The organism is Streptomyces hamibioticus, assembly GCF_047946815.1.
Classification (GTDB): Bacteria; Actinomycetota; Actinomycetes; order Streptomycetales; family Streptomycetaceae; genus Streptomyces.
Map to the genome: position 1 here is coordinate 3,752,826 of NZ_JBKKQY010000001.1, position 14,928 is coordinate 3,767,753.

Consider the following 14,928-nt stretch of genomic DNA (forward strand, 5'->3'; position numbering starts at 1 on the left):
CTCAGTCCTTGTCGGGCAGGAAGGCGTTGAGGGCCCAGGAGACGACCGAGACGATCAGGCCGCCCAGGACCGCGGTCCAGAATCCCTCCACGTGGAAACTCAGGTCGAGCTGATCGGCCAGCCAGGAGGTGAGCAACAGCATGAGCGCGTTCACCACCAGGGTGAACAGGCCGAGGGTCAGGATGAACAGCGGCAGGGTCAGCAGCTGCACGACCGGCTTGACCAGCAGGTTCACCAGGCCGAAGACCAGCGCGACGAGGATCAGCGTGCCGACCTTCTCGCCCGTGCTGCCCCCGGCCAGGGTGATCTTGTCCAGCAGCCACACGGCGACGGCCAGGGCTCCCGCGTTGGCGATCGTCTTGACTAGGAAATTCTTCATGTGTCTGATCGTGGCAGACACGCTCGGAAATGACTGGCGAGGCAGGGGCGGACAGGGCGATGAAGGCATTCCGGCTGGACGAACTGGAGGCGGAGCGCGCCGCCAACGACGGGGCGTACCTCCAGTTCCTGCGGGAGCGGAACATGTCGGTCGGACTGTACGCGCTCGACGCGGGGACGGCCGACCCGCAGCAGCCGCATGCCCAGGACGAGGTGTACTTCGTCGTGAGCGGCCGCGCTTCGATCACCGTCGGCATGGAGACCACGCAGGTCGCCCGCGGCAGCGTGGTGTACGTGCCGGCCGGTGTCGCCCACAAGTTCCACCACATCAGCGAGGACCTGCGAGTTCTGGTGGTGTTCTCTCCGCCCGAGAGCTGAGCCGCCGGCCCGGGATTCCCTAGGGGACCGGTCAGGGGAGGACAAGGGATGCCGGGCGCCCGCCCGGACCGTTCGCGCCCCTAGCATCGAGTGCAGGACAGAGGGAGATTCCCTCGATGGGACTCCCGGACAGGTTCCCGGACCCCGCAGGACCCGGCCAGTCGGACGGGTGACGGGGACGGACGAAGAGGTGAGGACGAGGGCGATGCGAGAGATCTTCGCGGGACTGCCGTGGTGGGTGAAGTGGGTCGCGGTGCCGGTCATCGCCCTGGTGGTGTTCGGCGGGCTGATCGCCAGTGTGGTCGGCTTCGTGATCGGACTTCTGTTCAAGGTGCTGGTCTTCGTCGCCCTGGTCGGCGGACTGATCTACGTCGTACGGAAGTTCACGGCGAGTTCATCCTCCCGAAGCGACTGGTGAGGGCAGTGGGGCACCGGTGGCGGTAACAGGAATCACCGGTTCCCTCGCCCGAGGGAAGTTTCCCGCACCGAACGTATGCAAGCGGTAACAGCCGGTTAGAGTCCGAAACTCCACGCGGGGACGATCCCCCGCGAGCGGCGTACACCCCCGCCCCGTGTTCCCCGCACGGGCTGCCCCCTCGCGCTTCGGGAGTGACCCTTGGCCACGGCTCAAACCGCATCCGCTCCGCTGCACGCACTGCCTGTGCAGCCTCACTCGACGCCTCCCTCCGCGGAGGCGCCCTCCGAGGGCAGAGACCCCGCCGAGGCGCGGGCCGCGGACCCACCGGGTGCGGACTCGCCGTCCATGACGCTCATCGGTTCCGTGCAGCGCGCGATGCGCCTGCTGGAGTGCGTCGCCGAGCACCCGTACGGAGCTCCGGCCAAGCAGCTGGCCCGCGAGACCGGCCTGGCCCTCCCCACGGCCTATCATCTCCTGCGCACCCTCGTGCACGAGGGCTATCTCCGGCGCGACAAGGGGCTGTTCTTCCTGGGAGACGCGGCCGAGCGCCTGGCCGGCAGGGGGGCGCGGCAGAAACGTCGCAGCACGGTCGTCGACGCGCTCGCCCGCTGGCGCGACGCGATCGGCGTACCCGTGTACTACGCCATGTACTGCGACGGCGAGATCGAGGTCGTCTGCGTCTCCGACACCCCCGGCAACCCGGCGGTCGAGGAGTGGGCCGACTTCCGGGAGACCGGGCACGCCCACGCCATCGGGCAGTGCCTGCTGTCGCAGCTGGACGAGGCCGCCCGCCGCGACCACCTCGACCGCTACCCCGTGCAGTCGATCACGCCGTACACGGTGCGTGACGACCGGCAGCTGCTGCGTCGGCTGGCCGACGCGCGACGGATGGACCCGGTCGTCGAACACCAGGAGTACGCCCTGGGGACGGTATGCGCGGCGATTCCCATCACCGTCGGCACCACGGCCGCGACGATGGCGATCTCGCTGCCCGTCCACCAGGCCGACCGCCTGCTGCCCGCGGCGCTGCGGCTGCAGGACGAAGTGGGGCGGCTTCTGGGCTCGCTCGCGCTCTCTATCAGTATCTGAAAACTCACTCCTTGTGATCTGGTGTGTACGTTCAGCAAGATGCCACCAGTATCAGAGGTTTGACCCAGCGATTTCATCCAGCGGTTTTGATTTCCCGGCCAGTCGACGGCGAATGACGGGGTAGGCGATGCGCGAGTCCGTTCAGGCAGAGGTCATGATGAGCTTTCTCGTGTCCGAGGAGCTCTCGTTCCGCATCCCGGTGGAGCTGCGCTACGAGACCTGTGATCCCTATGCCGTACGGCTGACCTTCCATCTGCCCGGCGACGCTCCGGTGACCTGGGCCTTCGGCCGCGAACTGCTGATCGACGGGGTGGGGCGGCCGTGCGGCGACGGGGACGTGCGGATCCAGCCCGTGGATCCCGAACCGCTGGCCGAGGTGCTGATCCGTCTTCAGGTCGGCTGTGACCAGGCGTTGTTCCGCTCCTCGGCGGCTCCGCTGGTGGCCTTCCTCGACCGCACGGACAAGCTGGTGCCGCTGGGCCAGGAGGGGGCGCTCGCCGACTTCGACGCCCATCTCGACGAGGCCCTGGACCGCATCCTGGCAGAGGAACAGAGCGCGGGCTGACGCGTCACGGCAGCCGTACGTCGGTGGCGTAACGCTTCGCCGCGGGCGAGCGGGCGAGCGGGCGAGCGGGCGAGCGTCAGCGTTTGCGACGGCGGCCTCGGCCCCCGCGTGCCGGAGCCGCGCCGCCGCCGGCCGGCGCCGCCCCGGGACCGGAGCGGTCGGCCGAGACGACCAGAGCCGCGAGCGCCGTGGTGACCGGCACCGACGCCACCAGGCCGATGGAGCCGACCAGCGTGCGCACGATCTCCTCGGCGACCAGCTCGCTGTTGGCGACCGTTCCCACGCTGCTCTGCGCGATCGAGAACAGCAGCAGCAGCGGCAGGGCGGCACCCGCATAGGCGAGGACCAGCGTGTTGACGACGGACGCGATGTGGTCGCGGCCGATGCGGATGCCCGCGCGGTACAAACCCCGCCGGCCCAGTGTCGGGTTGGCGTCGTGCAGCTCCCAGACCGCCGACGTCTGGGTGACCGTCACGTCGTCCAGGACGCCGAGGGAGCCGATGATGACGCCGGCGAGCAGCAGACCGCTCATGTCGATCGACGGGTACAGGCCGTGGATGAGACCGGTGTTGTCGTCCGTGTTGCCGGTCAGCGCCGCCCAGCCGATGAACATCGACCCCAAGACACCGATCAGCAGCAGCGAGATCAGGGTGCCGAGCACCGCCACCGAGGTCCTGGCCGACGGCCCGTGGCACAGATACAGCGCCATGAGCATGATGGCGCTCGCCCCGACCACCGCCACGATCAGAGGGTTCGATCCTTGCAGGATCGCGGGGAGGATGAAGAAGTTCAGCACCAGGAAGCTGATGGCCAGCGAGATCAGTGCCATGAGGCCCCGCAGGCGTCCGACGACCACGACGGCGACCGCGAAGATTCCGGCGAGCAGCGCCATCGGCAGCCGGCGGTTGATGTCCGCCACCGAGTACTGCAGGTCTTCGGGGGCGGAGGGCTCGTAGGCGACCACGACCTCCTGGCCCTCGCGCAGCTGCCGCGACTGGTCGGGCTGCACGATCTCGGTGAACGTGCGGCCCTTGTCCTTGCCGGTGTCGACGCGGATCGTCGCCCTGCCGCAGGTGCCGTTCTGCCGCTGCACCGCCGAGGAGCCCTCCGCGGTCGAGGTGTCGCCGGTCGGGGGGACGCCCGAGGCGTTGACGTCCTGGCAGTCGACCTCGACCACCTCGGTGACCGTGGCCTGCTGTGTCTGCCGGTCGAAACCCACGCCGGTGCGCTCGTGCGGCGGCGCACCGCCCGGCCACAGCACCGCGAGACCCACGACCACCGCCGCGGCGAACGGGATGAGGACCGCTGCGATGACCTTGCGCAGATGCTGGGAGACCGGCGTCGCGGGTCCGTGGCTGTGCGTGTGCCCGTGCCCGGGTCCTTGCCCGTGTCCGTGTCCGTGCCCGTGTCCCTCCCCGCCGCCACCGGGACCGGAACCGCCCTGTCCATGGCGCGGATCGGGCGGAGGGAAAGGGGGCTGCTGCGATGTGGTCACCGACCGATCATCGCAAGAACCGAGCGGGCCCCCTGTTCAGCACGCCCGAATTGACGCTAGCGTGGGGGGCACGTTTGTACACGCGGGAGCTCGGAGCACCGGGCTGAGAGGGCGCTGACCTCCGTCCCAGCGATGTTTCACATGAAACGTCACCGAAGACGAGTGATGTTTCACACGAAACGTCGGCGGACGGGTACCGCTGCGTCGACCGCCGAACCTGTTACCGGGTAATGCCGGCGTAGGGAGTAGGTCTCATGACCATCAAGGACGCAAGCACGCCTGCCTCCACGCAGAACTCCACCAACGGAGAGGCCGCGGAGGCCGGAAAGTCCATCGGCTGGCACAAGGGGTACATCGAGGGCTCGCGCCCCGACCTGCGGGTGCCGGTCCGTCAGGTGCATCTCACCAACGGGCAGTCGGTCACGCTGTACGACACATCGGGCCCTTACACCGATCCACTGGTCGATACCGATGTCCGCAGGGGCCTGCCGCCGCTGCGGGAGAACTGGATCATCGCCCGCGGCGACACCGAGGAGTATGCGGGCCGTCCCGTGCGCCCCGAGGACGACGGGATCAAGCACACCTCGCCGCGCGGTGGCCTGCGCAACCTCGACGCGGTCTTCCCCGGGCGGCCGCGCCAGCCCCGGCGCGGCCGGGACGGACAGGCGGTCACACAGCTCGCGTACGCCCGCCGGGGCGAGGTCACGCCCGAGATGGAGTACGTGGCCATCCGGGAGAACGTTTCGCCGGAGGTCGTGCGCGAGGAGATCGCGGCGGGGCGGGCCGTACTGCCGGCCAACGTCAACCACCCCGAGATCGAGCCGATGATCATCGGCAAGCGGTTCCTGGTGAAGGTCAACGCCAACATCGGAAACTCGGCGGTCACCTCCTCCATCGAGGAGGAGGTCGAGAAGATGACCTGGGCGACCCGCTGGGGCGCCGACACGGTCATGGACCTCTCCACCGGGCGGAACATCCACACGACCCGTGAGTGGGTGCTGCGCAACTCCCCCGTGCCGATCGGTACCGTGCCGCTCTACCAGGCGCTGGAGAAGGTCGACGGCAAGGCCGAGGAACTGACCTGGGAGATCTACAAGGACACGGTCATCGAGCAGGCCGAGCAGGGCGTGGACTACATGACCGTCCACGCGGGCGTGCGCCTGCCGTACGTGCCGCTGACCGCGAACCGCAAGACGGGCATCGTCTCGCGGGGCGGTTCGATCATGGCGGCGTGGTGCCTGGCGCACCACAAGGAGTCGTTCCTCTACGAGAACTTCGAGGAGCTCTGCGAGATCCTCGCCGCCTACGACGTCACGTACTCGCTCGGCGACGGCCTCCGTCCGGGGTCGATCGCCGACGCCAACGACCGGGCGCAGTTCGCCGAGTTGGAGACGCTCGGGGAACTCAACCGCATCGCGAAGCGTTTCCATGTTCAGACCATGATCGAGGGCCCGGGCCATGTCCCGATGCACAAGATCAAGGAGAACATCGACCTTCAGCAGGAGATCTGCGATGAAGCTCCGTTCTATACGCTCGGCCCGCTGACGACGGACGTCGCGCCGGCGTACGACCACATCACCTCCGGCATCGGTGCCGCGATGATCGCCTGGTGGGGCACGGCCATGCTCTGCTACGTCACGCCCAAGGAACACCTGGGCCTGCCCAACCGCGACGACGTCAAGACCGGCGTCATCACCTACAAGATCGCCGCACATGCAGCCGACCTCGCCAAGGGACACCCTGATGCGCAGGCATGGGACGACGCGCTGTCCGACGCCCGCTTCGAGTTCCGGTGGGAGGACCAGTTCAACCTGGCTCTCGACCCGGACACGGCACGGGAGTTCCACGACGAGACCCTGCCGGCCGAGCCCGCCAAGACGGCCCACTTCTGCTCGATGTGCGGGCCGAAGTTCTGCTCGATGAAGATCTCGCAGGACATCCGCCGCGAGCACGGCGGCAGCCAGGCCGAGATCGAGGAGGGCATGGCCCAGAAGTCGCAGGAGTTCGCGGCCGCCGGGAACCGGGTGTACCTCCCGTTGGCGGACTGAGCCCCTGCTCCGGCCGCCCGCTGAGCTTTCCCCTCCCGGCCGAGGGGGCTCGGCGGAGCCGGGGGCCGGGACCGGCCGTCCTGCGCCTGCGACCGGGCGGGACCTTCCTGACCTGGCGGGCCGCGGTACTGCACCGGCGTGCGACCGGCGGGCGCTCCCCCGCGCGGACCCTTCCGCGCGGGGAGCGCGGGCCGGTGCTCACTCCGGTCGGTGCTCCGGCCCGCCGAAGTCGGGGCTGGTGTAGTCCGGGCTGGAGTAGCGCGGACGGTGCCCGGCGGCGGAGCCGTCGTCGGGGCTGCTGAACCCCGGGCGGTCGTAGCCGAGCTGCGGCATGCGGCCGGCCGGCGCGTGCGGTGCCGCACGGTGCAGGATGTTCACCGTGCTCGGGTCGGCCAGCGCCTCCCGCAGGAACGGCAGGATGCCGCGTTCCAGCAGCGCCTCGCGCCAGGCGTCCCTGGCCCGGGCCAGCTCCCCGTCGAGTTCACCGTACGTCCCGGCCTCGGCGGAGGGCCGGTTGCGCAGTGCCGTGAGCAGCAGTCCCACGGCGGCGACGAAAATCGCGACGGCGGTCACGGCGCCGAAGACCCATCCGGTGGTGAGCATGGTCCGGGCGAACGCCTGTCCGGGGTCGAGCATCTTCAGGACGTACCCGACCAGCAGGAAGATCGCCGCGGCGGTCCCGGCGAGGACCGGTGCCAGCACGGCGACGATGGCGACGGCGCCCGCGCCCGCCGCCTCGGCGACCTCGCCCATGGTGACGGCCAGCCCCGCCGCGCCCCTGCCCGGCTCGTCGGAACCGGACTCGCGTACGGACGACGGCGCGGTGGACGGCACCGGGTGGCGCAGTTCTTCGCGGACCTTGACGTAGTGCCGGTACTCGGTGGCCGCCGCGGCGGTGATGAGTGCGGTGGCGCCCAGCGCCATGGTGCGCAGTTGTTCGGGGTTGAGCCGCTGTCCGACAGCGGCCAGTTCCGGGCGGTGTGGTGCGGTGCGCAGCGCTTCGTTGAGGATCCGCTCGTACTCTTGACGGTCCTCGCTCAACAATTGCTGCGGAACGCTGTTCATGTGCATCCCCCGATGCTCCGTAGGGCTTGGGCTCGCATGCCAACGAGCCGTCGGGCAGAAACGGAGGGGAGCCTGCTACGGATAGACCGATGGTAGAGCGGTGACGGCAGGCGGTGACAGGGGGTTTCCAGAAATTGGGTGCCTGCCTGCGCGCACGGGGACGGCCCGACGCCCGTTCGGCGAACGCTCAGCCGCCCAGCGGCAGTTGCTGGACCAGCAGCTTTCCGGCCATGGTCACACCGCCGTCCATCGCGATGGCGAGTCCGTCGGCGTAGACGTGCGGGCCCTCGACCGCGGGGCGCTCCTCCTCCTCGCCGTCCTCGGAGCCGACCTCGCCCAGCAGGTACGGGATGGGGCTGTGGCCGTGAACGATGCGGGTGCCGCCGTACGTGTCCAGCAGCGAGCGAACGGCGTCGGCACCGCCCTCGTCCCGGAAGGAGAAGCGCTTGGTGAACTTGCGGAACAGGTCCCACACCTCGTCGGCGTCGTTGCGCGTGAGCGTCTCGCGGACGGTGTCGTTGACCTCTTCGATGGAACGGCCGTAGTCGAGGTAGGCGGTCGTGTCGGAGTGGACGAGGAGGTGGCCGTCGACCTCTTCGAGGGCGTCGAGCCGGGCCATCCACTGCAGGTGATGGTCCTGGAGGCGGTCCATGTCGGTCTTCTGCCCGCCGTTGAGCAGCCAGGCCGCCTGGAAGGTGGCGGTGCCCGCGCCGGAGTTGACGGGCGTGTCGCCGAACCGCTTGGCGCCGAGCAGCAGCAGTTCGTGGTTGCCCATCAGCGCCTTGCAGTAGCCGCCGGCCGCGGCGGCCTCGGCGGACAGGCGCATCACGAGGTCGATGACGCCGATGCCGTCCGGGCCGCGGTCGGTGAAGTCGCCGAGGAACCACAGCCGGGTGGTGCCCGCGCTCCAGTGCCCGGCGGCGTCGATCAGGCCTTTCTCCTGGAGGGCGGCCATCAGCTCGTCGAGATAGCCGTGTACGTCGCCGACCACGTACAGCGGGCCCTGGCCCGTGGTGGGCTGTGCGGCGGGCGTCGTCACGGGCTCGACGGTCACCTGCACCGTGTCGCCCCGGTTGATGACGGGCAGGTCGCGCTCGGTGGGCGTGTACCCCTCCGGGTGGGCCTCCTGGTGCGGTGGAGCGACGTCACCGGGGTGCGTGCTGTGGCCGTACGGACCGGTCTCATGGACGTACGCGGGCACCCGGAAGTCGCGCAGCGTCGCCGTCCGCTCCACCTCGGGTCCCTGACCGGCCCCCTGAGTCATCGACCCCTCCACCATCGCGCCGCATCTGCACCGCTTCGGACTGCCTGGTCGCAGCGGCCCGCGGTGTCGTGGGCCCATCATAGGAATGCGGATCGCGCTGTGTGATGACCCAGGGGTGGTGAATCGGAACAAGGCGCTTCTTCACCGTGGCTTTCGCCCCGATTGGGCCCGGCTTCGTCCCACTCCAGGGGCCGTCTGCGCGACCGGCCGCCGAGCCCGGCGGCCGTTTCCGCCGTCCGCCGCTCGGCGCGTCCCCGCCACACGCCGGCGGCCGACGCGGCCGGCACACCCGCTGCGTCGCGGCCCTCGCTCACCGGCCACGGCGGCGGCCCGCCCCTAGGTGCCCTCCGGCGACCGCGGTGGACTGACCGTCGTGCGCGGCGGGCGGCGCTGCGAGGAGGTGCGCACGATCAGCTCGGTCGGTATGACCTGCTCGACCGGCTGGTCGGAGTCGAGCCCCTCGATGGCGTCGATGAGCAGCTGGATCACCGCCGTGCCGATGCGGCGCGGCTTCAGCGACAGCGTCGTGATGGGCGGCTCGGTGCTGGCGTAGACCGTCGACTCGCTGCAGCACACCAGCAGCAGGTCGTCGGGGACGCGCAGCCCGTAGCGCCGGGCGGCGGCGAGCAGATCGGTGCCGTTGGGGTCGAACAGCCCGTAGACGGCGTCGGGGCGGTCGGGGCGGGCGAGCAGTCGGTCGGCGGCCACGGCGCCCGCGCACGGATCGTGCGCCGGGTAGGCCTCGTACACCGGGTCCTGGCCGACCCGGTCGCACCAGCGCAGGTACGCGGTGGTCGACAGATGGGTGTACGTGTCGGTCGAGGTTCCGGTGAGCAGGCCGATGCGGCGGGCACCGGCGTCGGCGAGGTGGTCGAGGATGCCGAGTACGGCGGCCTCGTGGTCGTTGTCAACCCAGGCGGTGACCGGGAGCGCTCCCGCCGGACGGCCGTCGGAGACGACCGGTAAACCCTGGCGGACCAGCTCGCTGACGACCGGATCCTGGTCGGAGGGGTCGATGACGACCGTGCCGTCCAGGGCGACGTTGGACCACACGTCGTGGCGGGAGGTCGCCGGCAGGATGACGAGGGCGTATCCGCGGGCGAGCGCGGCGGAGGTGGCGGCGCGCGCCATCTCGGCGAAGTAGGCGAACTCCGTGAAGGTGAAAGGTTCATCCCCGTACGTCGTGACGGTCAGGCCGATGAGGCCAGACTTGCCGGTGCGGAGCGTACGGGCGGCGGCCGAGGGCCGGTAGCCCAGCCGGTCGGCGACCTCGCGGACATGGCGGCGGGTGGCGTCCGGGAGCCGGCCCTTGCCGTTGAGGGCGTCGGAGACGGTCGTGATGGAGACTCCGGCGGCGGCGGCCACGTCCCTGATGCCCGCCCGACCCGGCCTGCTGCCTCGACGTGAGGTTTCCGCGCGGCTCACCTGGTGCTTCCCTGCTGCTGTCATGGCGAGCCGATAGTAGGGCTCATGCAGTGGGGTAGTGCGGACGCATATGCACGCGTTGACAGGCACGTTTCTGCATGGTCTTTTGCGGCCAACGCCCTTGGAAAGTAAGCCAGTTGACCCTCCGTACCCCAGTACGTGACGTCTTGGCGTCCGCGTGCCTGGCGAGGCCCCGAGGTTGCGAAGAGGTCTCAACTCACCTTCACGGGGGATGCGCGCCACGGCGTGAGCCACCGGCGCGTAGATATATGTGCAGCGCGCCCCCGAATCGTACGCCTTCATGCACTGATGCCGTTGATGCCAGTGTGGCTGACGAGGTGCCACGTCTCCGCCGGGTCCGGGCCTCGGTGGCCGGCCGGCTCGGTCCGCACCTATACGCAGCGGCGCCGAATCCTCATAAGGTGAGGAGTATTCGATGCCGGTGGTGGTCACGAGGAGGACTGCGGTGAGCGAGACGAGCCCCAAGCTGCGTGCCGAGCTGGAGGGTATCCCCACCTACAAGCCGGGCAAGCCCGCCGCTGCCGACGGGCCGGTGGCGTACAAGCTGTCCTCCAACGAGAACCCCTATCCGCCGCTGCCGAGCGTGATGGAGACGGTGACGGCGGCGGCCGGTTCCTTCAACCGGTACCCGGACATGGCGTGCACGGGCCTGATGAACGAGCTGTCGGAACGGTTCGGCGTGCCCGTCTCCCACATCTCCACCGGTACCGGGTCCGTCGGTGTGGCCCAGCAGTTGCTCCAGGCGACCTCCGGACCCGGTGACGAGGTGATCTACGCCTGGCGGTCCTTCGAGGCGTACCCGATCATCACGCAGATCAGCGGCGCCACCTCGGTGCGGGTTCCGCTGACGCCGGGAGACGTGCACGACCTGGACGCGATGGCGGCCGCCATCACCGACCGGACCCGGCTGATCTTCGTCTGCAACCCCAACAACCCGACCGGCACGGTGGTGCGCCGAGCCGAGCTGGAGCGGTTCCTGGACCGGGTGCCCGGTGATGTCCTGGTCGTGCTCGACGAGGCCTACCGGGAGTTCATCCGTGACCCCGAGGTGCCGGACGGCTGTGAGCTGTACCGCGAGCGGCCCAACGTCTGCGTGCTGAGGACCTTCTCCAAGGCCTACGGCCTGGCGGGGCTGCGAGTCGGCTTCGCCATCGCCCACGAGCCGGTGGCGGCGGCGCTGCGCAAGACGGCGGTGCCGTTCGGTGTGAGCCAGCTCGCGCAGGAGGCCGCGATCGCTTCGCTGCGGGCCGAGGACGAGTTGCTCGGCCGGGTCGGCTCCCTGGTGTGTGAGCGCACGCGCGTGGTCGACGGGCTGCGCGACCAGGGCTGGACGGTGCCGGAGACCCAGGCCAACTTCGTGTGGCTGAGGTTGGGGGAGCGGACGGCCGCCTTCGCGGAGGCCTGTGAGCGGGCCGGCGTGGTCGTCCGACCGTTCCCGGGCGAGGGTGTGCGGGTGACGGTCGGCGAGAGCGAGGCGAACGACATCTTCCTGAAGGTGGCGGAAGCGTTCCGCAAGGAGCTGTAGGGCCGTAGGGCACCGAGCGCTCCGGGCGGGCTGTGATGTCCGGAGCGATCGGGCTGCCGGGGGCCGCACCAGGCAGACTCTAGGCGTCCACGATCTCCACGCGCACCGGGTCTCCGCTGCGGACCGTCGCCAGGAGGCGCGGGTCCCCGTCCAGGCGGCCCATCACGTTGCACGGGCTCGCGAGGCGGCACTCGTCGCCTCGCGAGATCGGCGTCGGTCCGTAGGGGAGGGCCAGGGCGTCGCCGTCGGTCCAGAAGGCGACCGTGCCCGGCTCGACGACCTGCCGGGCGTCCGTTTCACGTGAAACCGACACACCTGTGTCGAAGTACACCTCCTCACCCCAGGTGTTGGCGCTTGCCGTCAGCGGCAGGGTCTTGAGAAGCGCCTGCGTGGTGGCGGTGTTGTCGAGGGTCGCGGTGAGGTGTCCCGCCGGCCAGGAAATCCGGATCTGGGTCTGCTGTCCCTGTGTGTCCATGCGGCGGATTCAACAATATGTTGAAGTTCTTGCCAAGGGGTTGACGTCACAGGGGACCCCCCTTCCGGGGCTGAAAAGCAGTAGGTCATAATTGCTTGTGAATGTGAACGCGTTCACAAGCGTGTCGGGTTGCTCCCAAGTTAGGTGCGACATACACGCATAAAGGCGCCGCTGAACCACGGCGATGTGGCGATGTGACGTGGCGATGTAAGGAGAACGACGACGTGGACATGGCTCTGGCGCCGGAGACGCTGGCGCGCTGGCAGTTCGGCATCACCACCGTCTACCACTTCCTGTTCGTCCCTCTGACGATCTCGCTGGCGGCCCTCACGGCCGGTCTGGAGACCGCCTGGGTGCGCACCGGGAAGGAGAAGTACCTCCGGGCGACCAAGTTCTGGGGCAAGCTCTTCCTGATCAACATCGCCATGGGCGTGGTCACCGGCATCGTGCAGGAGTTCCAGTTCGGGATGAACTGGTCGGACTACTCCCGGTTCGTCGGTGATGTCTTTGGAGCACCGCTCGCCTTCGAGGCTCTGATCGCCTTCTTCTTCGAGTCGACCTTCATCGGCCTGTGGATCTTCGGCTGGGACAAGCTGCCCAAGAAGATCCACCTGGCCTGCATCTGGATGGTCTCGCTCGGCACGCTGCTGTCGGCGTACTTCATCCTCGCGGCGAACTCCTGGATGCAGCACCCGGTCGGCTATCGGATCAACGAGGAGAAGGGCCGCGCCGAGCTGACCGACTTCTGGGCGGTCCTCACCCAGAACACCACACTGAACCAGGTCTTCCACAGCTTCTCGGCAGCCTTCCTCACCGGTGGCGCCTTCATGGTGGGCATCGCCGCCTTCCACCTGATGCGCAAGAAGCACATCCCGGTGATGCGGACCTCGCTCCGGCTCGGCCTGGTCACCATGGCGGTCGGCGGTCTGCTCACCGCGGTGAGCGGCGACACCCTCGGCAAGGTCATGTACGAGCAGCAGCCGATGAAGATGGCCGCCGCCGAGGCCCTGTGGGACGGCGAGGAGCCGGCACCCTTCTCCGTCTTCGCCTACGGGGACGTCGACAAGGGACACAACAAGGTCGCCCTGGAGATCCCCGGACTGCTGTCCTTCCTCGCCCACAGCGACTTCGAGTCGTACGTGCCGGGCATCAACGACACCAATGAGGCCCTGCAGGAGAAGTTCGGACCCGGTGACTACAAGCCCATCGTCCCCGTCGCCTACTGGGGCTTCCGCTGGATGATCGGCTTCGGCATGGCGTCCTTCTCCCTCGGTCTGCTCGGGCTGTGGCTGACCCGGAAGAAGTTCCTGCTGCCGGCCGCCCACCGGACCGGTGAGGACGAGGTACCGCGCCTGGTGCTGCTGAAGAAGCCGCTCGGCTCCAAGCTCACCCGGCTGTACTGGCTGCTGGCCCTGTGGACGATGGGCTTCCCGCTGATCGCCAACTCCTGGGGCTGGATCTTCACCGAGATGGGCCGCCAGCCGTGGGTCGTCTACGGACTGTTCCAGACCCGCGACGCGGTCTCCCCCGGTGTGTCCCAGGCCGAGGTCCTCATCTCGATGATCGCCTTCACCACCCTCTACGCGATCCTCGCCGTCATCGAGGTCAAGCTGCTGGCCAAGTACGTCAAGGCCGGGCCGCCCGAGCTGACCGACGCCGACCTCAACCCGCCCACGAAGATCGGCGGCGACGCCCGTGACGCCGACAAGCCGATGGCCTTCTCGTACTAGGCCGAGGGAGTTGCACAGTCATGGAACTGCACGACGTCTGGTTCGTCCTGATCGCCGTCCTGTGGATCGGCTACTTCTTCCTGGAGGGCTTCGACTTCGGGGTCGGCGTCCTGACCAAACTGCTGGCCCGCAACCGCCCCGAGAAGCGGGTGCTGATCAACACCATCGGCCCCGTCTGGGACGGCAACGAGGTCTGGCTGCTCACGGCCGGCGGCGCCACCTTCGCCGCCTTCCCCGAGTGGTACGCCACGCTGTTCTCCGGCTTCTACCTGCCCCTGCTGGTCATCCTGCTGTGCCTGATCGTCCGGGGCGTGGCTTTCGAGTACCGGGTGAAGCGGCCCGAGGAGAGCTGGCAGCGGAACTGGGAGACCGCGATCTTCTGGACCTCGTTGATCCCGGCGTTCCTGTGGGGCGTGGCCTTCGGCAACATCGTCCGAGGCGTGAAGATCGACCGGGATCTGGAGTACGTCGGTACCGTCTGGGACTTGCTCAACCCCTATGCGCTGCTCGGCGGCCTGGTGACGCTGACGCTGTTCACCTTCCACGGGGCGGTGTTCACGGCGCTGAAGACGGTCGGGGAGATCCGGGAGCGGGCGCGGAGGCTCGCGTCGCGCGTCGGTCTTCTCACGGCCGCGCTGGCCTCCGTCTTCCTGGTGTGGACCCAGCTCGACAACGGTGACGGCAAGAGCCTGGTGGCCCTGGCGGTGGCCGTCGCTGCCCTGGTCGCCGCGCTGATGGCCAACCAGGCCGGGCGCGAGGGATGGTCCTTCACGTTGTCCGGCGTCACCATCGTGGCCGCCGTGGCGATGCTCTTCCTGGCGCTCTTCCCGAACGTCATGCCGTCGACGTTGAACGAGGACTGGAGCCTCACCGTCACCAACGCCTCGTCCAGCGCGTACACCCTGAAGATCATGACCTGGCTGGCGGGGATCGCCGCACCGGTCGTGCTGCTCTACCAGGGGTGGACGTACTGGGTGTTCCGCAAGCGCATCGGCACCCACCACATCGCGGACGCCGCGCACTGAGCCCGGCCAGGGTGTGTTTCATATGGT

Annotated in this window: 14 protein-coding genes; 8 read left to right on the forward strand and 6 right to left on the reverse strand. The window is 69.0% G+C overall.

The genetic code is table 11. The features are described from left to right. Nucleotide 1: 1 nt before the first annotated feature. Nucleotides 2-379, reverse strand: coding sequence for a phage holin family protein (locus ACLGIH_RS16915; RefSeq protein WP_416526082.1), 378 nt, complete (start codon nucleotides 377-379; stop codon nucleotides 2-4). Between the two features lie 59 nt (nucleotides 380-438). On the opposite strand from ACLGIH_RS16915, the gene ACLGIH_RS16920 reads away from it, so the two are divergent. The 4 genes from ACLGIH_RS16920 to ACLGIH_RS16935 all read left to right on the forward strand — a co-directional run bounded on the left by ACLGIH_RS16920 (nucleotide 439) and on the right by ACLGIH_RS16935 (nucleotide 2,828). Further along, a complete protein-coding gene (locus ACLGIH_RS16920) occupies nucleotides 439-756 on the forward strand; it encodes a cupin domain-containing protein (protein WP_416526083.1) in 318 nt (105 codons plus the stop codon). Between the two features lie 205 nt (nucleotides 757-961). After that, on the forward strand, nucleotides 962-1,174 hold the full coding sequence (locus tag ACLGIH_RS16925) for a DUF5326 family protein (RefSeq protein ID WP_351057251.1): 213 nt from the start codon (nucleotides 962-964) through the stop codon (nucleotides 1,172-1,174). 345 nt (nucleotides 1,175-1,519) lie between these two features. After that, the gene (locus ACLGIH_RS16930; protein WP_416526084.1) at nucleotides 1,520-2,263 is read left to right on the forward strand and encodes an IclR family transcriptional regulator; all 744 of its coding nucleotides are present in this window, start codon (nucleotides 1,520-1,522) and stop codon (nucleotides 2,261-2,263) included. 127 nt (nucleotides 2,264-2,390) lie between these two features. Beyond that, a complete protein-coding gene (locus tag ACLGIH_RS16935) occupies nucleotides 2,391-2,828 on the forward strand; it encodes an SsgA family sporulation/cell division regulator (protein ID WP_416526085.1) in 438 nt (145 codons plus the stop codon). A 76-nt stretch (nucleotides 2,829-2,904) separates the two neighbouring features. On the opposite strand, the gene ACLGIH_RS16940 is transcribed toward ACLGIH_RS16935, so the two are convergent. Continuing rightward, nucleotides 2,905-4,323, reverse strand: coding sequence for a YibE/F family protein (locus ACLGIH_RS16940; protein ID WP_416526086.1), 1,419 nt, complete (start codon nucleotides 4,321-4,323; stop codon nucleotides 2,905-2,907). A gap of 254 nt (nucleotides 4,324-4,577) precedes the next feature. Between ACLGIH_RS16940 and thiC the strand changes: the two genes are divergently transcribed. Next, nucleotides 4,578-6,371, forward strand: coding sequence for a phosphomethylpyrimidine synthase ThiC (gene thiC / locus ACLGIH_RS16945; RefSeq protein WP_416526087.1), 1,794 nt, complete (start codon nucleotides 4,578-4,580; stop codon nucleotides 6,369-6,371). 198 nt (nucleotides 6,372-6,569) lie between these two features. Here thiC and ACLGIH_RS16950 read toward each other — a convergent pair whose 3' ends face one another. The 3 genes from ACLGIH_RS16950 to ACLGIH_RS16960 all read right to left on the reverse strand — a co-directional run bounded on the left by ACLGIH_RS16950 (nucleotide 6,570) and on the right by ACLGIH_RS16960 (nucleotide 10,149). Continuing rightward, nucleotides 6,570-7,442, reverse strand: coding sequence for a hypothetical protein (locus ACLGIH_RS16950; protein WP_416526088.1), 873 nt, complete (start codon nucleotides 7,440-7,442; stop codon nucleotides 6,570-6,572). Nucleotides 7,443-7,623: 181 nt separating this feature from the next. Beyond that, nucleotides 7,624-8,715: a metallophosphoesterase family protein gene (locus tag ACLGIH_RS16955; protein ID WP_416526089.1), complete on the reverse strand. Its 1,092-nt coding sequence runs from the start codon at nucleotides 8,713-8,715 to the stop codon at nucleotides 7,624-7,626. A gap of 321 nt (nucleotides 8,716-9,036) precedes the next feature. After that, the gene (locus ACLGIH_RS16960) at nucleotides 9,037-10,149 is read right to left on the reverse strand and encodes a LacI family DNA-binding transcriptional regulator (protein WP_416526090.1); all 1,113 of its coding nucleotides are present in this window, start codon (nucleotides 10,147-10,149) and stop codon (nucleotides 9,037-9,039) included. Between the two features lie 442 nt (nucleotides 10,150-10,591). Between ACLGIH_RS16960 and hisC the strand changes: the two genes are divergently transcribed. Then, nucleotides 10,592-11,671: a histidinol-phosphate transaminase gene (gene hisC / locus ACLGIH_RS16965; protein ID WP_416526091.1), complete on the forward strand. Its 1,080-nt coding sequence runs from the start codon at nucleotides 10,592-10,594 to the stop codon at nucleotides 11,669-11,671. A gap of 79 nt (nucleotides 11,672-11,750) precedes the next feature. On the opposite strand, the gene ACLGIH_RS16970 is transcribed toward hisC, so the two are convergent. Beyond that, nucleotides 11,751-12,146, reverse strand: coding sequence for a cyclophilin-like fold protein (locus ACLGIH_RS16970; RefSeq protein WP_416526092.1), 396 nt, complete (start codon nucleotides 12,144-12,146; stop codon nucleotides 11,751-11,753). 224 nt (nucleotides 12,147-12,370) lie between these two features. Here ACLGIH_RS16970 and ACLGIH_RS16975 point away from each other — a divergent pair, with 224 nt between their 5' ends. Continuing rightward, nucleotides 12,371-13,876 carry a cytochrome ubiquinol oxidase subunit I gene (locus tag ACLGIH_RS16975; protein WP_416526093.1) on the forward strand — a complete coding sequence of 502 codons (1,506 nt, stop codon included), beginning with the start codon at nucleotides 12,371-12,373 and terminating at the stop codon, nucleotides 13,874-13,876. A 20-nt stretch (nucleotides 13,877-13,896) separates the two neighbouring features. After that, the gene (gene cydB, locus ACLGIH_RS16980; RefSeq protein ID WP_416526094.1) at nucleotides 13,897-14,901 is read left to right on the forward strand and encodes a cytochrome d ubiquinol oxidase subunit II; all 1,005 of its coding nucleotides are present in this window, start codon (nucleotides 13,897-13,899) and stop codon (nucleotides 14,899-14,901) included. Nucleotides 14,902-14,928 lie beyond the last annotated feature (27 nt).